The sequence below is a fragment of the Chryseobacterium daeguense DSM 19388 genome (assembly GCF_000430825.1).
Classification (GTDB): Bacteria; Bacteroidota; Bacteroidia; order Flavobacteriales; family Weeksellaceae; genus Chryseobacterium; species Chryseobacterium daeguense.
Map to the genome: position 1 here is coordinate 24,080 of NZ_AUMT01000005.1, position 21,151 is coordinate 45,230.

The 21,151-nt window shown below is 36.0% G+C and carries 18 protein-coding genes and 2 tRNA genes; 11 read left to right on the plus strand and 9 right to left on the minus strand.

Annotated elements, in window-relative coordinates; all coding sequences use genetic code 11:
* Window positions 1-126 precede the first annotated feature (126 nt).
* From H560_RS0108665 to fbp, 3 genes are all read right to left on the minus strand, one after another.
* Complete coding sequence (locus H560_RS0108665; RefSeq protein WP_027379679.1) at window positions 127-1,800, minus strand: glutamine--tRNA ligase/YqeY domain fusion protein; 1,674 nt, start codon at window positions 1,798-1,800, stop codon at window positions 127-129.
* Between the two features lie 547 nt (window positions 1,801-2,347).
* A complete protein-coding gene (locus tag H560_RS0108670) occupies window positions 2,348-3,352 on the minus strand; it encodes an o-succinylbenzoate synthase (RefSeq protein ID WP_027379680.1) in 1,005 nt (334 codons plus the stop codon).
* Entirely contained in the window at window positions 3,353-4,369 is a 1,017-nt protein-coding gene (gene fbp / locus H560_RS0108675) for a class 1 fructose-bisphosphatase (protein WP_027379681.1), read from the minus strand.
* 305 nt (window positions 4,370-4,674) lie between these two features.
* On the opposite strand from fbp, the gene H560_RS0108680 reads away from it, so the two are divergent.
* The 7 genes from H560_RS0108680 (at window position 4,675) to H560_RS0108710 (ending at window position 10,287) form a co-directional block, all read left to right on the plus strand.
* Window positions 4,675-5,913, plus strand: a complete 1,239-nt coding sequence (locus tag H560_RS0108680) for an aspartate kinase (protein WP_027379682.1) — start codon at window positions 4,675-4,677, stop codon at window positions 5,911-5,913.
* 23 nt (window positions 5,914-5,936) lie between these two features.
* Window positions 5,937-7,778, plus strand: a complete 1,842-nt coding sequence (locus H560_RS0108685; RefSeq protein WP_027379683.1) for a lysophospholipid acyltransferase family protein — start codon at window positions 5,937-5,939, stop codon at window positions 7,776-7,778.
* Between the two features lie 97 nt (window positions 7,779-7,875).
* Window positions 7,876-7,948: transfer RNA gene (locus H560_RS0108690), tRNA-Phe, on the plus strand.
* A gap of 114 nt (window positions 7,949-8,062) precedes the next feature.
* A tRNA-Phe gene (locus H560_RS0108695) sits at window positions 8,063-8,135 on the plus strand.
* 134 nt (window positions 8,136-8,269) lie between these two features.
* Complete coding sequence (locus H560_RS0108700; RefSeq protein WP_027379684.1) at window positions 8,270-9,445, plus strand: thioredoxin family protein; 1,176 nt, start codon at window positions 8,270-8,272, stop codon at window positions 9,443-9,445.
* A 4-nt stretch (window positions 9,446-9,449) separates the two neighbouring features.
* Window positions 9,450-10,076, plus strand: a complete 627-nt coding sequence (locus H560_RS0108705) for a DUF3575 domain-containing protein (protein ID WP_081413949.1) — start codon at window positions 9,450-9,452, stop codon at window positions 10,074-10,076.
* 4 nt (window positions 10,077-10,080) lie between these two features.
* Entirely contained in the window at window positions 10,081-10,287 is a 207-nt protein-coding gene (locus tag H560_RS0108710; RefSeq protein WP_027379686.1) for a hypothetical protein, read from the plus strand.
* Window positions 10,288-10,375: 88 nt separating this feature from the next.
* Here H560_RS0108710 and H560_RS0108715 read toward each other — a convergent pair whose 3' ends face one another.
* Window positions 10,376-11,572 carry an exo-beta-N-acetylmuramidase NamZ family protein gene (locus tag H560_RS0108715; protein ID WP_027379687.1) on the minus strand — a complete coding sequence of 399 codons (1,197 nt, stop codon included), beginning with the start codon at window positions 11,570-11,572 and terminating at the stop codon, window positions 10,376-10,378.
* Window positions 11,573-11,576: 4 nt separating this feature from the next.
* On the opposite strand from H560_RS0108715, the gene H560_RS0108720 reads away from it, so the two are divergent.
* Window positions 11,577-12,806 carry an ABC transporter permease gene (locus tag H560_RS0108720; RefSeq protein WP_027379688.1) on the plus strand — a complete coding sequence of 410 codons (1,230 nt, stop codon included), beginning with the start codon at window positions 11,577-11,579 and terminating at the stop codon, window positions 12,804-12,806.
* A 267-nt stretch (window positions 12,807-13,073) separates the two neighbouring features.
* Entirely contained in the window at window positions 13,074-13,997 is a 924-nt protein-coding gene (locus H560_RS0108725; RefSeq protein WP_027379689.1) for a DUF535 family protein, read from the plus strand.
* Here the strand turns inward: H560_RS0108725 and H560_RS0108730 are convergent.
* Complete coding sequence (locus H560_RS0108730) at window positions 13,994-15,172, minus strand: glycosyltransferase family 87 protein (RefSeq protein ID WP_034752480.1); 1,179 nt, start codon at window positions 15,170-15,172, stop codon at window positions 13,994-13,996. The two genes, H560_RS0108725 and H560_RS0108730, sit on opposite strands and share 4 nt — an antisense overlap.
* 240 nt (window positions 15,173-15,412) lie before the next feature.
* Between H560_RS0108730 and H560_RS0108735 the strand changes: the two genes are divergently transcribed.
* Complete coding sequence (locus H560_RS0108735; RefSeq protein WP_027379691.1) at window positions 15,413-16,396, plus strand: PLP-dependent cysteine synthase family protein; 984 nt, start codon at window positions 15,413-15,415, stop codon at window positions 16,394-16,396.
* An 81-nt stretch (window positions 16,397-16,477) separates the two neighbouring features.
* On the opposite strand, the gene H560_RS0108740 is transcribed toward H560_RS0108735, so the two are convergent.
* The 3 genes from H560_RS0108740 to H560_RS0108750 form a co-directional block, all read right to left on the minus strand.
* Complete coding sequence (locus H560_RS0108740) at window positions 16,478-17,002, minus strand: YcxB family protein (protein ID WP_027379692.1); 525 nt, start codon at window positions 17,000-17,002, stop codon at window positions 16,478-16,480.
* A gap of 109 nt (window positions 17,003-17,111) precedes the next feature.
* Entirely contained in the window at window positions 17,112-17,414 is a 303-nt protein-coding gene (locus tag H560_RS0108745) for a chaperone modulator CbpM (RefSeq protein WP_027379693.1), read from the minus strand.
* Between the two features lie 3 nt (window positions 17,415-17,417).
* Complete coding sequence (locus tag H560_RS0108750; protein WP_027379694.1) at window positions 17,418-18,332, minus strand: DnaJ C-terminal domain-containing protein; 915 nt, start codon at window positions 18,330-18,332, stop codon at window positions 17,418-17,420.
* 94 nt (window positions 18,333-18,426) lie between these two features.
* Between H560_RS0108750 and H560_RS0108755 the strand changes: the two genes are divergently transcribed.
* Window positions 18,427-19,626, plus strand: a complete 1,200-nt coding sequence (locus H560_RS0108755; protein ID WP_027379695.1) for a dicarboxylate/amino acid:cation symporter — start codon at window positions 18,427-18,429, stop codon at window positions 19,624-19,626.
* Window positions 19,627-19,730: 104 nt separating this feature from the next.
* Here the strand turns inward: H560_RS0108755 and H560_RS0108760 are convergent, their stop codons facing one another.
* Window positions 19,731-21,140 (minus strand): RagB/SusD family nutrient uptake outer membrane protein, encoded by a 1,410-nt coding sequence (locus tag H560_RS0108760; RefSeq protein ID WP_027379696.1) that lies wholly within the window; start codon window positions 21,138-21,140, stop codon window positions 19,731-19,733.
* Between the last annotated feature and the right edge of the window lie 11 nt (window positions 21,141-21,151).

Here is a 21,151-nt window from a genome sequence, read left to right on the forward strand (position 1 = left end):
TTTTTCACGAACAATACAATTTAAGTAGTGTTACTTGTGAAGACTTATTTGGGTTTTAGTGTTTTTAAATAAAAAACAGGACTTAAAAATTAAGCCCTGTTTCATTTATATTGATATAAATAATTTTTACTCCGGCTTATAAGAGTCTTTTAATGTCACAGTACGATTGAATACCAAATTGGTATCCGTAGAATCCTGATCCTTCGTGAAATAGCCAATTCTCTGGAATTGAAGAGGTTCTCCGACTGCCACCTCTTTTAGCCCAGGCTCAGCAAATCCCTGAATAGTAGTTACAGATTCTGGATTGATGAAGTTTAAGAAGTCTACATCTTTTTCAGCATCAGGCTGTTCCACAGTGAAAAGCTTATCATAATTTCTGATTTCCACAGGAATCGCATGTTTTGAAGACACCCAGTGAATGGTACCTTTCACTTTTCTTAAGCTTTCCTCAGTTCCGCTTCCTGACTTTGATTTTTCATCATACGTAGCATAAATGGTTGTGATTTCACCATTTTCATCCTTCTCTACCCTTTCACCTTTAATGATATAAGCAGATTTCAGACGAACTTCCCCACCTAATTTTAATCTAAAGAACTTATTATTAGCTTCTTCCTTAAAGTCTTCACGCTCAATATATAATTCTCTCGAAAAAGGAATTTCTCTGGTTCCTGCATTTTCCTGTTCAGGATTATTTTCAGTTTCCAGCCATTCTTCCTTATCTTCAGGATAATTTTCAATGACTAGTTTTACAGGATCTACGACCGCCATGACGCGTTTTGCTACTTTATTCAAATCCTCACGAACGCAGAATTCCAATAACTGTAGCTCAATTAAATTTTCTCTTTTTGCAACCCCAACTTTTTCAATAAAATTCCTGATAGCAGTCGGTGTATACCCTTTTCTTCTCATTCCGGAAATGGTAGGCATTCTAGGATCATCCCAGCCGTTCACCACATTTTCAGCGATTAACCTCTGCAGTTTTCTTTTAGAAGTAATCATATAAGAAACGTTCATCCTTGCAAATTCTCTCTGCTTGTTTCTTACTTTACCTTCATCATATACCTGATCCAGATACCAGTCGTAAAGCGGCCTGTGATTTTCAAATTCTAAGGAACACAGAGAATGTGAAATTTGTTCGATATAATCAGATTCACCGTGTGCCCAGTCGTACATCGGATAAATTTTCCAGGTTGTACCTGTTCTGTGGTGAGGCCTTTTTAAAATCCTGTACATTACAGGATCACGCATATTCATGTTAGGCGAAGTCATGTCAATTTTTGCACGAAGAGACATTGTACCTTCCTCAAATTCACCATTTTTCATTCTTTCGAATAAGTCCAGAGATTCTTCAACAGGACGGTTTCTGTATGGAGATTCCACACCCGGTTCTGTAGGATTTTTTCTCTGTTCGGTAATAATTTCGGACGGCTGCTCATCTACATAAGCTTTTCCTTCTTTGATAAGCTGAACTGCCCAATCGTAAAGCTGCTGGAAGTAATCGGAGGCGTACAAAACTTTATCCCATTTGAAACCCAGCCATTCAACGTCTTTCATAATAGAATCTACGAATTCCTGCTCTTCTTTTTCAGGGTTCGTATCGTCGAAACGAAGGTTTACGGGAGCATTGTATTTTTCACCCAAACCGAAATTGATGCAGATCGCTTTTGTGTGGCCTACATGCAGATAACCGTTTGGTTCGGGCGGAAAACGGAAACGGATCTGATCTCTTCTCAGACCGTTTGCCAAATCATCTTCGATAATTTGCTCAATAAAATTGAGTGATTTTTTTTCTTCTTCCATTAAAATTCGCTTTAAATGTCGCATAAAGACGACAGTTTGCAAATTTATGAAATTTTGAGGGTTTACGGAAATTATAATTAAAAAGTATAATTGTTAATAATTCAATATTTTTATTAACTTAGAAAGAACTAAAAACCATAATTAAAAACTAAAATATGAGCCTTAAATCCTTATCCTTAAGAGCGATGTTTACGTTCACACGAACAATCACATGATTTCTGTTTCCGAAATTATATGTTTAAAATAAGAATATAATCTTCTGAAACGCCCCTTAAATATTAAATAATTTTTAATTATTACTTAATATCATATCTTAAAATTAATGTGCATTGTAAAACTTTTGTTAAAACACAAATAACTGCCCAAGTTGGCATAAACATTGTAAAAACTAAAACCATAGAAACACTAAATTTTATATCATGAAAAAGGTTAAAACAAAGTTTTCTTATTTACTGGAGTATTTAAAGAAAATGATTTTCGTAAAAGACGTGATCTAAGTTAACTGATTGTAAAACAAAAAAAGAGATTATTCGACCCTAAAACTACATTAGCCCTTAAAAAATAACCGTTCACCCTGAAGATCCAATCGACTTTCAAAGTTATTGGTAAACAATCCTCCTGTCCCTAATCCCTGAGGCATTTTACTGTGCTTCGTAAAGGTATATTGCGCAATGGCATTGAGCCCGATATTGCTTTCCAGTGCGGAAGTAATCCACCAGCCAATATGCTGTTCTTCAGCCAATGAAATCCATTCATCAGAACCGGAAAAACCTCCTACTAAAGATGGTTTTAAAATAATATATTGAGGCTTTATAACTTGTAAAAGTTTTTTCTTTTCATTAAGATCAGTAATTCCGATTAATTCTTCATCCAAAGCGATCGGAGTTGGGGTTTTTCCGCACAATTCTGCTATTTCTTCCCAATTTCCCGCTTTGATAGGCTGTTCAATTGAATGAATATCCAAATCCGCAAGCTGCTGTAAAACAACTTTGGCTTCTTCTTTATTAAAACCGCCATTCGCGTCTACACGAAGTTCCAGCTTATCTTTTGAGAATTTCGCTCTCAATTCCTTAAGAATTTCATGTTCGGACTTCCAATCGACCCCAATTTTTAATTTAATACAATGGAAACCCTTCTCCAGCTTTTCATGGATTTGCTCTTCCATGTACTGAATATCTCCCATCCAGATCAGCCCGTTGATGATAATGGGATTTTTATTTTCTGTAAAATCGCTTGGGAAATAGAGATTTCCACCATATTTCAGATTCAACACAGCCTGTTCATAACCAAACCAAATGGATGGAAAATCTTTCAATTCCTGCTTTAAAAACTCAGAATCCTGATGAATATTTTCACAAAGCCATTGCAATTTTTCTTCATAATCCGGCCTGTCATCAAAGCTTAATCCTCTGAAAACCGCACATTCACCAACTCCTTTTTGTCCATTTTCTGAAATTTCCAGAATAAAGGTTTCCTTTTCATGCAAAACGCCGCGAGATGTTCCACTCGGGCGTTTGAATTGTAATAAATATCTGAAATATTCTGCTTTCATTTATTTTACACTATCGATTCGCATAAACTCTTCCGCTTTTTCCACCATATCGATACTTCCGCAGAAAAAAGGTATTCTTTGGTGAAGCTCCGTAGGCTCTACCTCCAGAATCCTCCTGAATCCGTCCGTTGCCTTTCCACCAGCCTGCTCAGCAAGGAAAGCCATTGGATTGCACTCGTATAATAATCTCAGTTTTCCGTTCGGAGCCTGTGAATAAGACGGGTAAATATAAATCCCTCCTTTCAGCATATTTCTATGGAAATCAGCTACCAACGACCCAATATATCTTGAAGTGTAAGGCCTGTCACCTTCTTCCATCTGGCAATATTTAAGGTAGTTTTTAACTCCCTGAGGGAACTTGATATAATTTCCTTCATTAATTGAATAAATCTTACCTGTTTTTGGAAAAGTCATATTCGGGTGGGACAAATAATAGGTTCCCAGTGACGGATCAAGCGTAAAACCATTTACGCCGTTTCCAGTGGTATAAACGATCATTGTGGACGAACCGTAAATTACATATCCTGCCGCAATCTGATTGATCCCTTTCTGTAAAAAATCTTCCAGCTGAACCGGAGTTCCTGGTTCGGTAACCCTTCTGTAAATGGAGAAAATTGTTCCTACAGAAACATTTACATCGATATTTGAAGAGCCGTCCAGCGGATCAATTAATACCACATATTTACTTAAATGGCCGTTTTCTCCACATTTAATGTCAATAAAATCATCATTTTCCTCGGAAGCAATACCGCAGACTACTTCTCTCTGGGACAATGCTGTAATAAAAATATCGTTGGCGATTACATCCAGCTTCTGCTGCTCTTCTCCCTGCACGTTTTCATTTCCGGCTTTTCCTATGATATCTGCAATTCCGGCTTTGTTCACTTCCCTGTTTACAACTTTAGAAGCCAGTCTTATTGCGCTCAGAAGACGAGAAAACTCACCCGTAGAATATTGGAAATCATCCTGCTTATCAATAAGAAACTCTCCTAACGTCTGTAATGGCTGATCTGACATATTTTTTCTTTTTACGTTTTCCCCAAATTTCGTAAAATTTATCACATTAGAAAAAATTAATTCATAAAAGACGTTACCAATTGTATTTCAACACGATATAGGCATAATTATCCGGTTTAAATCATGATTAAGAAAAAATACATCTCCCATATTCTGCAATCATTGGGAGATATTTCAAATTTTAATGAAATCTTAAGCCCGCTCTGTCATCTGCCTATTTCATATCTCGCCGTAAATTTATAATTTTGACACCCGTAAAAAACTCTCACAAATTTTTATCTAACAATTTTATTATTAACAATTTAATGAAAATTTTCAAGTTTGGTGGTGCATCAGTGAAGGATGCCGAAGGTGTAAAGAACGTGTCTATGGTTTTAGAAAGCCAGGGATTTGCCAAATGTCTGCTGGTAATTTCAGCGATGGGCAAGACGACTAATGAGTTGGAAAAAGTTGTGGAACTTTATTTCAAAAAGGATAACTATCAAACTGAGATTGAAAAGATAAAACGAAAACACATTGAGATTGCGGAAGGTTTATTTCCTGCCGATCACGCTGTTTTTGCAGAAATAAATATTTTCTTTGATGATATCGATTCTTTTTTAAGAAGAAACAAATCTCCAAACTACAACTTCGTCTATGACCAGGTGGTGAGCTGCGGGGAAATGATTTCTACTAAAATTGTGAGTGAATATTTAAATGAAATTCAGTTTACCAATCAATGGTTAGATGCCAGAGATTATGTAAAAACGGACAATTCTTACAGAGAAGGCGTTGTAGACTGGGCGAAAACAGAAGAATTTATCTCCAGCTTAAATAAAGAAATCTGCTACGTAACACAGGGTTTCATCGGTTCTGATGACAATAATTTCACGGTGACCTTAGGTAGAGAGGGCTCAGACTATTCGGCGGCTATTTTTGCCTATTGCCTGAATGCCGATGCCATGACCATCTGGAAAGACGTTCCGGGAGTGATGACGGGTGACCCTAGAAAATTTAAAGACGTAAGCCTTCTTTCAAACATTTCCTATGAAGAAGCCATTGAGATGGCCTATTACGGAGCAAGTGTCATTCACCCGAAAACATTGCAGCCGCTTCAGCAGAAAAATATACCTTTTTATGTAAAATCTTTCGTAGATCCTACAAAACCGGGCACAAAAGTAGGTGCTTCAGAAAAAAATCAAAGTGAGGAATCTTATATTTTAAAAGAAAACCAAACCTTGCTGAAAATTTCTACAAGAGATTTTTCTTTCATTGCTGAAGACCACATGAGCTTAATTTTCGGATATTTATCCAAATATAAAATTAAAGTTTCCCTGATGCAGAATTCTGCCATTTCACTGGCTTTATGTCTTGAAGATAAATTCAATAATGCAGATGAACTGAATCAGGAATTACAAAAAGTTTTCAGTACGGAAATTGTAAAAAATGTATCTTTATTTACCGTAAGAAATGCGAAGATGGAGAATATTGATAAATTTTACCAGGAAAAAAGTGTATTATTGGAGCAGATTTCAAAGAATACGCTTCAAATGGTAACACAGTAATATTAATTGCGACTAAACACAATATGAGTTTAATTTCGAAAAATGATTTAATTAAAGCTTCCGGCTTAAGTAAAATAGGATTTCTTAAGAATCCAGTAGCATCTGCTGTGATGAGCATTGCTAAAATAAACGAAGTAAATAAACTGTACGACAAACTGAAAGACAAGGAAGGTAAAGACTTTTTCGACTCATTTGTAAAAGAAAGAAATCTAAGCTACATCGTTTTTGAAGAAGACCTGGCGAAGATCCCGAAAACGGGGCCATTTATTTTGGTTTCAAACCATCCGCTGGGTGCGATAGACGGGATTTTGATGTGCAAGGTCTTATCGGAAGTACGTCCGGATTTTAAGGTAATGGGAAACTTCCTTTTGGAAAAGATCAAGCCTATGGAACCGTACGTAATTTCCGTGAATCCTTTTGAAAACAGAAAAGAAGCATACAGCAGCTCATCCGGAATGCGCGAAACCCTGAAGCATTTACAAAACGGAGGCTGTGTCGGGATTTTCCCGGCGGGAGAAGTTTCAAATAAAAATAATCCTTACGGGGAAATTTTAGATAAAGAATGGGAAAAACCGGCTCTTAAGCTTATTAAAATGGCAAAAGTGCCGGTAGTTCCTATGTATTTTCATGCAAAAAACAGCCGCTTATTTTATCAGGTTTCTAAGCTGCACCCGAATTTACAGACCTTAATGCTTCCCGCTGAAATGATGAATGACAGGGAAAAACCCATCAGAATCAGAGTCGGAAGGCCTATTGCTGTAAAGGCAATGGATGATATGGAAACCATTGAAGAACTGGGAGAATTCCTGAAACGTAAGGTCTATATGATGAAGTCTTATTATGAAAAGAGAAAATCATTAGCCCAAAGCATTAATCTCCAAAATTTATCTGTAAAATTTCCTTTGTTAAAAGAAGAAAATATCGTTCAGAATATCATCGACGAAACCCCGAAAGAAGATATTTTAAAAGATATCAATAAACTGAAAGGCACAGATAAAATGTTTTTCAGCAACGGAAATTATGAAGTTTACTTTACGAATTACGAAGAAATCCCATCTATCATGAGGGAAATCGGGCGTCAAAGAGAACTTACTTTCCGTGCAGTGGGTGAAGGGAGCAATCTTCCCTTCGATCTGGATGAATATGACAAACACTATCATCATCTTTTCCTTTGGGATAATGCTGAAGAAAAATTGGTGGGAGCCTATAGAATGGCTTTAGGAAGAGAAGTGATGAAAAAGTCCGGTATTAAAGGATTTTATACCAGCTCTTTATTTGAATTCGAACAGGATATTCACCCATTCTTTAAAAAAGTTATTGAAATGGGGCGTGCTTACATATGCCAGGAATATCAGCAGAAACCGCTTCCTCTTTTCCTTTTGTGGAGAGGAATTGTGCATGTTTGCCTAAGAAATCCCGACCATAAATTTCTAATGGGAGGCGTAAGTATTTCCAATAAATTTTCTGAGTTTTCAAAATCTCTGATGATTGAGTTTATGCGTTCCAATTACTACGATTCTGCTGTAGCTCAATACATTACACCAAGAAACGAGTATAAGGTAAAACTTAGAGACAGGGATAAAAATCTTTTCTTTGAAGAGATGGAATCTGACCTTAATAAACTCGACAAAATTATCGATGACCTGGAACCGGAATTGAGGTTACCTGTTTTAATCAAGAAATATATCAAGCAAAACGCAAAAGTAATCGCCTTCAATGTAGACCCTAACTTCAATGATGCCATCGACGGACTGATGTACATTAGAATAAGTGACCTTCCTGAAAGCACGATAAAGCCAGTACTGGAGGAGATGAGCGAACAAATCCGCAAAGAACAGGAAAATAATACGGCTGAAAATCAATAGGTTTTTAAGTTTTATTGAAAAAAGTAATGTTAATACTTGCTTCATATACGAAAACTTACTACTTTTGCATCACTTTAAAACAACGAAGTAAAAGAATGGTTTCTTAGCTCAGTTGGTAGAGCAATGGATTGAAAATCCATGTGTCCCTGGTTCGATTCCTGGAGAAACCACACAAAAACCACCTGTAAAAAGGTGGTTTTCTTTTCAAAATTGTTTTAAAATAATCTTGCAGAAGTTAATAATAAATATTAGTTTTGCACCACTTCAAAACGAAGTACACCAATGGTTTCTTAGCTCAGTTGGTAGAGCAATGGATTGAAAATCCATGTGTCCCTGGTTCGATTCCTGGAGAAACCACTTAAACCATCTCTTTTGAGATGGTTTTTTGTTTTAGCCCAGCGGATATTGTTAAATCAAAGTTAATCTAACAGCAACCACCGCCCATTTACACTGAAAATAAGTATCTTCGTTTTTTTAATTTTATTTTAAAAATGAAGAAGCTTATCTCAGGATTATTTTTATTTTCTACCATTATTACATTCGCTCAGGAGGCAATTCAGTTTCAGGAACTGCCGTTCAAAGATCTTATTGCAAAAGCTAAAAAGGAAAACAAAATTGTTTTTATTGATGCATACACTTCATGGTGTGGTCCGTGCAAAATGATGGAAAAAAATATTTTCACAAAAAAATCCGTTGGAGATTATTACAACACCAATTTTGTGAACGGAAGATTCGATATGGAAAAAGGTGAAGGAAGGGAAATTGCGGCAAAATATGGAGTTCGTTCCTATCCTACTTACCTATTTTTAAATGGCGACGGTGAGCTGGTCTCCCAGAATTTCGGATATATGGAAGAAAGTATGTTCCTTACTATGGCTCAGGATATCAATTCTCCCAACAATAAAAAGGGCTCATTAAAAGACCGATTTGCAAAAGGTGAAAAAGATCCGGAATTTTTAATTAATATCATGAAGCTGAACTCTTCTTCAGATTTTGAATTTGCTAAAAAAGCTTCAGAAAGATATTTTGAAAATAAAAAGAAAACGGAAGAATTCACAAAAAATGATGTAGGGCTTTTGTTATATTTCATCAAATCCACAGAAGACAAAAACTATAAAATTTTTGCAGAAAGAAAAGCAGAAATTGTAAAATTTTTGCCGGAAGAAACTTATAAAGAATTTGATAATCAGCTGAAACTGGCAAAAGTGGTAAATCAGGCCATTGATCAAAAAAATAAAAAAATCAATGATGATTATTTTATGAAAACCGCCGAACCTCTTGTTGGAAAGGAAGCTGCAGTAGTAAAGCTTAATCAGACGAAATTAAGCTATTACGAGCAAAATGCAAACTTCCCGGAATATGAAAAAGCAGCCTTGGATTACTATAAAAATTCAGAAGCTTTTGAGCCTAATGAACTATTAAAAGCAGCATGGGTATTTTCTGAACACATCAAAACTCCGGCATCACTGAAAAAAGCAGCAGAATGGGCAGAAAAATCTGTCATGAGAGGCGAAACATCAGAAAACACATACATTCTGGCAAAACTTTATTTCTTGACAGGGAATAAAGAAATGGCAAAAACTTATGCAGAAATGTCCAGAAATATGGCAACCCAGGCACAAAAGGATGCTAGTTTGGCTGAAGCATTATTGAAACAAATAAAATAAGCACATGTTGAAAATTAAATGTATTACAACCCTCATCACCCTATTGTTTCTGGGAAATTTACACGCTCAGGAACAGCAAAAAAATGATACCGGCGTCTATTTAAAAGCAAATGCCCTGCTTGCTCCGATTGGTATTGTTAATCTGGGCCTAGAACATCAGCTAAGCAAAAAATATACTTTGCAGGGGGACGTTTTTGTGTCTCCGTGGAAATCATTTGCCGGCCACGAATTCCAGTACTATTCTGTTTCTCTGGAAGGAAGGTACTACTTTGATGAAGCTTTTAAGCATTGGTATGTAGGAGCGAATATTTCAGCAGCAGCTTTTAAGCTTCAAAAATGGAATTACTGGAATGGCGGAACTTTTACCAATGACCGTGGAGAATCTTTTGACTATCCTAATGTATATCAAAAAGGATACTCTATTATATTTGGAGTTACAGCCGGTTATCAGTTTCAATTGTCGGATCGATGGAATATGGATATTTACGCAACAGTAGGGACTTCACAGGACTTTTATAAAGGCTATGAAAGAGGTACAGGAAGGAGATATGATGACGCAAAAGGCTTTAACAGAAGTGGTGAAATCCTTCCATACAGAGGCGGTATCATGCTTTCTTATAAATTAAAATAAACTAATGAAAATATTCGGAAAGAATCATCTTATTATTTCGGCAGTCACCTTTGTCATTTTGTTTTTAATGAATTACATTGGCAGCAATGAGGCCGATAAACTGGAAAGAGCTTTAATGACGGCCGGTGCCGGAGTTATCGGCTTATCAATCGGACTTTTTATTTTGAATAAGGGAAAGAATGATAAAACTCCCCCACAGAATTTTGACTGAAAGGTCAATGGTTAATAGTCAGTTTGGCTGCACCAGTCAATTAATAATTCACAAGCGTAAGCAAATTGACTATTAACCATTCACATTTTCAGTTTTCGTACATAATATATTTTGATCTGATCTTTTCAAATTTTTCTAAATCCGGCTTCCATGAAGCTTTTATTTCAGAGATTGATTTCCCCGCAATAATCTGCTTTCTCAGCTCATCAGTTCCTGCGAGCGTATCAAACCATAGATTTTTTAAGAAAAAGTCCAGCTGTGGATTTTTATAATTTTTATATGCTTTAATAACCCACTCCAGATTTAATTCTCTTAAATCTTTTGAGTAACCGGAAAGATTTTCTCCATAACATAATTTTCCGTTTAAAAAAGGATCCTTTGCTCCAAAATTAGGCTTGGGTGTAAACTGGTAAGGAAGATTTTTCGTCCAGGGTGAGCCGTAAATCTGGAAAGGCAGATCTGTTCCCCTTCCTACAGAAACCTGCGTTCCTTCAAAGAAACATAAGCTTGGATATAAATTAATGGATTTATCGTTGGGTAGGTTCGGTGAAGGCTTATCCAAAATTGTATAACGCATTTTTTTATGATAATTTTTCATTGGTATCATGGTATATTTAGCCTGAACCCCGTTTTTCAGCCACTTTTCTCCGTTCACCATTTTCCCGTATTCACCTATCGTAAGTCCGTAAACCACCGGAACTTCATGCATCCCTACAAAGCTTGCCCATTTTTTCTTTAAAACCGGGCCATCTGTATATCCATCGTGAGGATTCGGGCGGTCCAGAAGCATTATTTCAACATTATTTTCAGCTCCTGCTTCCATTAAATACGCTAAAGTGGAGATATAAGTATAAAACCTCACTCCAACATCCTGAATATCAAAAAGAACAATATCAATTCCTTTTAATTGTTCTGGTTTTGGCTTTTTATTATTTCCATAAAGAGAAACTATTGGGATTCCGGTTTTCACATCTACCCCGTTTTTCACTTTTTCCCCGGCGTCTGCATCTCCCCGGAAACCATGCTCCGGCGCAAAAATGGATTTAATTTTAATACCGTTTTTTACTAAAAAGTCTACAACATGGGTTTTGTCGCTCATCAGACCTGTTTGATTCGTTACCACACCTATTGTTTTTCCTTTTAATAAAGGTAAATACAGCTCAGGCTGATCTGCCCCGGTTTTGAAATCGGGTTTATCTTGAGTCTGAGAATAATATTGGGTGAATACTCCCAAAAAAATTAGGCAAATAAGAACTAAATTTTTAATTTTGAAATCTAAATTCATAGGTTTGAAATTTCCTTTATATTTCTCTAGAAAAATAGCGTTTTCCAAAGATAACAAAAATAACCTTTCGAGGGTTATCATCTTCATCGGCCGGCTTTCCGTGGCGTTGGGAATTATTGTTTCTTTAATTACCGTTTCCACGGGATTCGGGTCCAAAAAAGCTATTAAAGAAAGGCTGGGAGATTTCAGCGGCCATATTACGGTAAAATCCACAAGGTCAAATTCTTCTTACAACACTTCGGTTCTTGATAATCAGGGGCTCAACATTCAGAAAATAAAAGAAATTGCGGATGTGAATACTGTGCAGAAATATGCTATGATCACAGGAATCATGCGGAATCAGCACAACTTTGCAGGGATTATATTCAAGGGTGTCGGGAAAGATTTTGACAGCCTGCGCTTTAAAAAATTCCTGATTTCCGGAACAACTCCAAAGATTACGGAAACTGGCTACAACAACGGTGTCACTATTTCTCAGAAAATTGCAAAAGACCTTCATTTAAAGGTAAAAGACAGCATTGTTACGGTTTTCTCGAAAACAGATCAACAGCCTATCTACAGGAAGTTTGAAGTGGTGGGAATTTACAGAACTGACATAAAGATGATTGATGAGCAGTTCGTGATCGGTGATATCAACCATGTGAGAAAGATTCAGGATATGAAGCCTGACGAAATAGGAGGAATTGATATTTTCCTGAAAAATGTAAACGACATCGACAAAGATTTCCCTGAAATTGAAAAACTGATAGGCTATAAAAACTATGCAGAAAAAGCGACTGAAAAATATCCCCAGATAACCGACTGGATCAGCATTTTTGACACTAATATTGCATTGATCATTATCATCATGCTGATTGTTGTGGTCATTAATATTATCATGGTTCTTTTAATTTTAATAATTGAAAGAACAAATTCCATCGGTTTACTTAAAACTTTGGGAGCGAGCAATTCCCAGATCAGGGCTACTTTCATTAATTATACGTTGATTATTATGATTCCGGGGCTTTTATACGGAAATGCAATTGGTCTTGGATTAATCTTGATTCAGAAGTTTTTTGGAATTATTAAATTAAATCCTGAAAATTATTACGTAAGCACAGTTCCTGTAGACCTTAACCCGATTGCTATTATTTCTATTTCTGTGGGAATTCTGATTATTTCCGGCCTGGCGCTGATTATTCCGAGTTATCTGATCAGTAAAATTTCTCCGGTGAAGGCGATTAAGTATAATTAAACAATATTGTTAAAACGTTAAGCTTTAATTTATATTACCAGAATTATAGTTCTTTTTCCTAAAAATACCCTTATACTCAAAAAATATATCTAAAAATATACTGTGAGTTATTACACTAGATATTAAATTACACTTTTATCAAGTTACTAATTATAAAATAGTTATTTATATTATTTAAGAATCATAAATTATCATAAAAAAATAATTCACATTTTGTTAAATCAAAATTATTTGTAATTTTGTTGCTAAACACAAAAAAATATACAAATGATAAGAGTTAGCATTAAAGCTTGGAATTATGCCAGGGTAGCTTTCAGTGATGAAAAACCGAATTATATGCGCAAACAGCAGTACAAAAGCTTTGCACTGGCTTCGCTACACCACATTCCGTCTAAAAGATGGTTCAAAATCCTGGATACCGATAATTTTACGGAAATTCTCCACCATAGACCCAGGCTGTATCTGAAACCATTTAAAACTTATCTTTCCACCGACTACTCTATTACAAAAAAAATAAAAATTATTTGTGATACCTATCGGTTTATTTATCAAAATAATATTCAAAAAATAATCTATAAAGAAAGTGAAAATTTTAGTAACCTGCCTTTGAAAAACAATTTCCCGGGTCACGTAAGCATAGGCTATGACGACCGGTACAGGAAGGAAGGCGAGCTGGTAATTTCCCTTTTTATAGATCACCTGCACGGAGTGATTAGTTCTGTGGCATTTTCTTTTGAATTTAATGAATCCTCAGGGTGGATTTGCAAAATAGGATGCTTGCAAGGCCGCCCAGTTAGGGATGGGCAATATGTAACCAAAGAAGCACAAAAGCTGATGAGCGGGATCCGTCCAAAAGCTTTTCTCATCGAGATTCTTCAGGAGTTTTGTAAAATCCTTGAAGTAAAGCATATCCACGCGATTGGCGGTAGGTATCAGGCCCAAAAAAAGAAACATTTCGTTCATATTCCGTCGCTGCATTCCATCCATTTTTCATACGATGATTTCTGGAAGGAGATTGGTGGAAAAGAAATTGGAGAAAATTGGTACGCCCTTCCTCTAGAAACGCAGAAAAGAGATATTTCAGAAATAAAATCTGAAAAAAGAGCCTATTATAAAAGAAGATATGAGCTGATGGATAAAGTAAAAGCAGATTTATTTAATTTTTTAAAAGATCCGACAGGAAAAAATTAATTTAAACTATATTTTTTCTCAAAATCGTTAACTAAAAGTTCATAAATCACCCTAAGCCATACAACAATACAGGGCACTGCCTTTAAAGAATATTTTCTGATGTAATTTTCCCTAATTAATTTCGGGAAGAGATCTGATGTGGAAAAACATGTGAAAATAATGACAAAAACCAGCAGTCCTGTTATGAAAGGAGTCTTTTCTTTCTGAAGAAAAAACCAGATAAGCACTCCGGCAACTGCAATAACATAAGTAGGCGACTCTGAGCCGGAACTAAATAACACCAAAAATAAAAGTGTAGAAGCTAAAATCATCAACTGAAAGGCCAGATGCTGATACTGTTTTATCCTGATATATGGCAATGCAAATACTGGAACTCCAAAAGCAAGGAAAGACAGATTTGAAATTGACAGATCTCCCGTAATCCTTCTGACAACTCCCATGAGGGAGATATCCTGCATGATGCCTACCGATTGGTTGTGGGCATTCTTCTCAATAAGGGAATTCATCCAGTCTGAATAGCTCTGAAATACATACCCTGATGATGAATACGCCATTGGAATCACAAAAAATAAAATCCCAATAATGAATCCTGATATAATAAATTTAAACTTATTTTTAATGAAGAAAAACTGGCTAAGGCCTACAATCCCATAGATTTTTACAAAAGTCCCTATTAAAATAGTAGCAGCAGATTTTACTTCTTTTTTTTCATAAATATACATTGCAGAAAGCATCAAAAGCCCTGTTAATGCAATATTAAACTGATAGTACAAAGACGCTGTAATAAATTCCTGCAGGCAGAGGAGACCAAAAAAAGCCTTCTTTTTCTCGGAAAAAGGAATTTTATAAATTCCGTAAAGAAAAACGGCTGTATTTGCAATATTCCAGAGTACCATGCCCAGCCAATCCGGCATCATGGCAAATGGGGCGATTAGTGCACTAAATAAAACACCATAGTGATTGCTGTCAAAAAACAGCTCAGGATATTGCAGAAAAATATTCTTTTCTTCTCTGGTATGCACAAAAACATACTTAAAAAGAAGATAATTATTATAAGACTGTGGGCCACGGATAAAATTGCTTACCGCCGTTACAATTGATACTATAAAATAAACAGCAAAAATAATTTTGTAATTGCTGATGAGATCTAAAAAGATTTGTCTTGTTTTTTCCATTTAATCTGTGTTTAAAAAATAAATGTTTATCCGGACACAACAAACCTTGATGTTCCGATGCATTCCACTGTCGCCCAAAGGTAAAAAAGTTGATAATCAATCCCAAGAAAAAATATTAAAATAATCGGCCTGTCTTAATTATAGAAAAATTTAAAAATTCCTTTAATTATCAAGCATTTATCTCAAGCATGAATAATCTAAATATAAAGCCTTATCTTTGCAGTGCTTTAAAAAACATTTATGAAATACGCAAAAAACATCCTTGAAACCATCGGGAATACACCTTTAGTAAAGCTTAATAAAGTTTTAGGTGAAGATTTTCCTGCGTTGGTTCTGGCAAAGGTTGAAACTTTCAATCCGGGGAATTCCGTAAAAGACAGAATGGCCCTGAAAATGATTGAAGACGCTGAAAAAGATGGAAGATTAAAACCCGGAGGTACCATTATTGAAGGAACTTCAGGAAATACGGGAATGGGACTTGCTCTTGCAGCAATCATCAAAGGTTACAAATGTATTTTCGTAACCAACTCAAAACAGTCAAAAGAGAAATGTGATATTCTTCGTGCTGTGGGAGCAGAAGTAATTGTTTGCCCTACAGATGTAAAGCCTACTGATCCGCGTTCTTATTATTCGGTTTCAAAAAGGCTGGCTAAAGAAACGGAAAACGGATGGTATGTGAATCAATACGATAATTTATCAAACCGTGCCGCTCATTATGAATCTACAGCTCCGGAAATCTGGGAACAGACGGAAGGCCAGCTGACTCATTTTGTGGTGGGAGCCGGAACCGGAGGTACCATTACGGGCTGTGGAAAATTCTTCAAAGAAAAAAATCCGAATATTAAAGTAATAGGCGTTGATACATACGGTTCTATCTTAAAAGAAATTCATGAAACGGGAGAAATCCACCTGGAAAATGCTTATACCTATATTACAGAAGGCATCGGAGAAGATATTCTTCCTGAAAACTATGATATGTCCGTGATTGATCATTTCGAAAAAGTGACGGATAAGGACGGGGCAATCTATGCAAGAAAGCTGGCAAAAGAAGAAGGTATTTTCTGCGGATATTCCGCGGGAAGCGCGATTGCTTCATTGGTTCAGATGAAGGATCAGTTTACGAAAGATGATGTGATTGTTGTTCTTTTCCATGACCACGGTTCAAGATACGTCGGAAAAGTGTACAATGATGAGTGGATGAAAGAAATGGGCTGGCTGGACTAGGCTAAATTGCAAAAAGGCAGATTTGCCGATTGCATTTTATATAAATAAAAACTCAGAGCAGATACTCTGAGTTTTTTTATGCTATTCTTTAATATTTTTAGTTAAAGTTTGTTTTAACAAGCTGTAATCCTGAGTGCTCATTGATTTTTTAGGAAACATATAGCTGTACTTTCCTTCAAGGGCAATATAATCTCCATTACTGTCGAAATATTCAAAATCCTTCCATTCGCTGGTTTCTTTTTCACCATCAATATTTACGGTAAAAAAATTCTGATCAAGTGTAATTTCATAAATTTTGCAGTTTTCAAGTTTTATTAAATATCCGTTTACCTGCTTTTTCCACCTGGAAACCTTATTAATACTCACTGAAAGGAAAACCGCGCAAAGCAAAAACAGAAAACTTACGAAATATAAAATACCGAATTTCTCTTTGGTAAAATCATCTTTAAAAAAGAATAAAATCAGCAAAATTAGGCCCACAACAATAGTGGTAATTGTTTTCCCCCGGGTTGAAGATGAAAAAAACAAGCTTCCCTGATTTCCGCTAAAATATATTTCCTCGAAATCCTGTCTCTTAGGCTTTAAAACAATAACCTTTTCATTCATAATTATTAATTTTCTTCAAGTCTGTAAAGATAGGATTTTCATTCCCGATCTAAATCATAATTTAATTTAAAACCTTAAACCTTAACCTTAACCTTAACCTTAAACAAAACTAATGATCTTCAAACGTATCACTAATCGCCGAAAGCCTGCTCATCAGCTCACGGTTCTTTTGCTTTAAGTCTTCCATTTTTTTAAGCATTTCGTGGATAACTTCCAGCCCGGGAAGATTGATTTCCAGATCATAATGCCAGTTGGTAAACCTTTCAAAAGCCGGCAGATCCTCATACATCAGATACCGGATTTCATTTTCCGTCTGGATATTCAGCAAACCGGAATTCACCAGCTCATCAAAAAAAGTGATTTCAATATTGTATATTTTTACGAGCTCTTCTCGCGATATTCTTTCACTCATGGCCTAGGAATTTTTAAGTTGTTCAAAAAGTTCTTTCTGCTTTTCCGTAAGATTTGTCGGTAATTTCACTTCGTATGTCACAAAAAGATCACCAAATTGTCCGTCTTTTTTATATACCGGAAAACCTTTTCCTTTCAATCTCACAGTCATCCCGTTCTGAGTTTCCGGCTTCACTTTCAGATTAACACTTCCACCCAAAGTATTGACTTTCACATCTCCGCCTAAAACCGCTGTATACAGATCAATAGAAACTTTCGTTTTCAAATCATCCCCAATCCTTTCAAAATCAGGATCAGCTGCAATATTGAACGTGATGTAAAGATCACCGTTCGGCCCGCCGTTGAAACCCGGGCTGCCATGACCTTTCAGTTTAATCTGCTGGCCATCATAAACTCCCGCCGGAATGGTGATTCTTACTTTTTTACCATTAATTTCAAAGGTCTGCGGATGGGTAGTGGCTGCATCTTTTAAGCTTAAATTTAATTCAGCATGAATATCCTGTCCTTTAAACTTTCCGGAAGCACTTCCTCTTGAGCTTCTTCCAAAGCCTCCTCCTCCACCAAACATACTTTGGAAAAAATCAGAAAAATCTTCACCTTCCCCAAAATCCGCACCGGAAAATCCGCCTCCGAAACCTTCGCCTTGATTTTGATATTGGCTTTGTTGTTGCCTTGCTTTTTCGTATTCTTCTCCATGCTTCCAGTGTTCACCGTATTTATCATATTTGGTGCGGTTTTCCGGATTGCTGAGAACTTCATTAGCTTCATTTAGTTCTTTGAATTTCATTTCCGCTTCCTTATCATCCGGATTAAGATCAGGGTGAAGCTTTCTTGCTAATTTCCGATATGCTTTTTTGATATCTTCCTGCGTTGCGTTTTTATCTACGCCCAGAATTTTATAGTAATCTATATAAGCCATAGAAACGATATTTACTCAAATTTAAGGATTTAATGAATAAAATTAATATAACACAATGTTAAAAATAAACCTATCTTTGATCAAAAAGCACCGCATGAAAGAAGTGTTGAAAAACTATTCGAGAATTTTACTTCTACTATTGGGAATCACTGTTGGAAGCGTTATTGGGATAACCGCCCCCGGGTTTGTTGAATATCTGAAACCTTTAGGCGACATCTTCCTGAATCTGCTTTTTGTAAGTGTTGTACCCCTGGTATTTTTTGCCGTTTCCAATTCCATCGCTTCGCTGGAACAGCAGTCAAAATTTGGAAAGATCATGCTTACGATGGCTTTAACCTTTCTGTTTTTTATTTTAACGGCAGCCATCTTTACGATCTGCGCGGTATATATATTTCCGGTTTCCGGAGTGTCAGGAAGCACGGAAATTGTGGAAGAGGCAGCGAATAATGATAGCTGGGGCAATAGAATTGTAGGATTTTTTACAGTGGGAGAATTTACCCAGCTTTTTTCGAGACAAAATATGCTGGCTCTTTTAATTTTTGCTTTCATGACCGGTTTTTCCGCCAGAAAAGCTGGTGAGAAAGGGCAGACTTTCAGAGCATTTATTGCTTCGGGATATGAGGTAATGAAAGAATTGCTTTTACTCATCATGAAAATAGCTCCTATCGGGCTCGGCGCTTATTTTGCCTACCAGGTGGCAACTTTAGGACCTCAGCTTTTCGGATTTTATGCAAAACCTTTAGGGCTTTATTATATTGCAGGAATTGTTTATTTCATCGTATTTTTTTCACTTTACGCCTTTATGGCAAAAGGACAGAGTGGTGTAAAAAGTTTTTGGTCAAATTCCATCTTTCCTACCCTAACAGCTTTAAGTACGTGCAGCAGCTTCGCGACAATGCCTGCCAGTCTATTGTCTGCATCCAAGATGGGAATCCCGGCACAAATTGCCAACATTGTAATCCCGATTGGGACTACTTTGCATAAAAATGGATCTTCCATGTCTTCGATTATAAAAATTTATGTGGCTTTTTTAATTATCGGAAGAGATTTCTTTGAACCTACCAATTTACTTTTAGCATTAGGTATTACCGTTTTCGTAAGTATTGTTGCCGGCGGAATTCCTAATGGCGGATATATCGGTGAAATGCTGATGATTTCTGTTTACAAGCTCCCTCAGGAAGCAATTCCTGCGGTGATGATTATCGGTACTTTGGTTGATCCGTTAGCTACGGTTTTAAATGCAGTCGGGCAATTGGTAGCTTCGATGTTTGTGAGCCGGTTTGTTAAGGTTTGATTTTTTAACACGAACTGTATTAATAATATTTTATTTGATTATTGCTTTCTAAGCTAAAAAAAGCCCCGCATAAGCGAGGATATAATTTTTAAGAATTTTGTTATTTAATTCCCGTATCCTGGGTTAGGTACCACTTTTGTCCCTGGTACATTTAATTCATTTCTTGGTATTGGGAAGGCTAATAGATTATCACCAATATTTCTTGTAGCTACGGTTGCTCCACTTGAATTTCTCTGAGTAATTGATTGTCCTCTTCTCAATAAATCCCAGTATCCAAATCCCTCTCCTACCAATTCTTTTTGTCTTTCAGAATAGATATCATTTAATGTAACTGCAACAGCGTTTGACAATCCGCGATTTTGTTGTATCTGATTAAAATATCCTAGAGCAATAGCTGGTGACCCTCCATTTAACTCAGCTTCTGCGCCATTTAATAATACTTCTTCATATCTCACAATGTGAATATTATCAAAAGTATTTACATATTTACCGTTAAGAACATTAGCCGAAGTAATACCTTGTAATCTTACATCATTCGCATTAAATGTTGATCTAAGTGAAGGTAAAACTTTCATATTACCATAACCATTAGGAGCAACATTTAATTTATAAGATACGGATGTTGTTCCTAAATCATTAGTAGAACCTATAGATAGTTCAAAAATTGAGTTAGGACTACTATTTGCTTTAGTAAAACTAACCGCATAATCAGCAGCTGGCACTACTGAATACTTATTAGATGTTACTATTTCAGCAGCTAAAGATCTTACTTTAGCAAAATCACCTTTATATAAGTAATATCTTGACATTAATGCTTTAACTGAATACGAATTTATTTCAGTTTTATTTGCAATTGCAGCTGCTGTTGGAGTTCCCATTAAAGCAAGTGCCTGATCAAAATCAGCCTCAATTCTTGCTCGGGTTTCTGCAACTGTGGAACGTGCTTGTAATGCAGTGGGATCGTAAACTGTTGGAATAACAACACCAGTTGTTCCCCCAGAATATTCTTGTCCGAACAGCCTTAATAAATCAAATAAAGCAAGGCCTCTTGCAGCATAAGACTGTCCTTTTAAATAATTAAATCTCGCTTGTATAACTACGGGATCCTGTGAGGACTTCCATGTTAATTGCTGTGATGGAGTATTATTTATAACTATATTTGCCTTTGCTATAACCTGATACATTTGCATATATGGATTAGATGCGTACGTATCATTGGTTGTCATAGAATAACTGGCAACACTTTGATAATATCCAGCTCCATTTGTAAAATCAGAATACATATTATTACTTCTTGTTTCACCAATCATTAGGAAGTCGCATCCGTAATAGGTTGCTGCTCTCATAGCAGTATATTGCCCCTTCACAAAAGCTTCAAGTTCTTCAATTGTATTTAAAGGACCCTGCTGAACTTGCTGATAAAATTCTGTTTCTACAAAATCATTACTACAAGAAGTAAATGTATTAATTGATAAAAGAGCTAAAAGGCTGTATTTTAAAATATTTGTTTTCATATTTTTTGTGT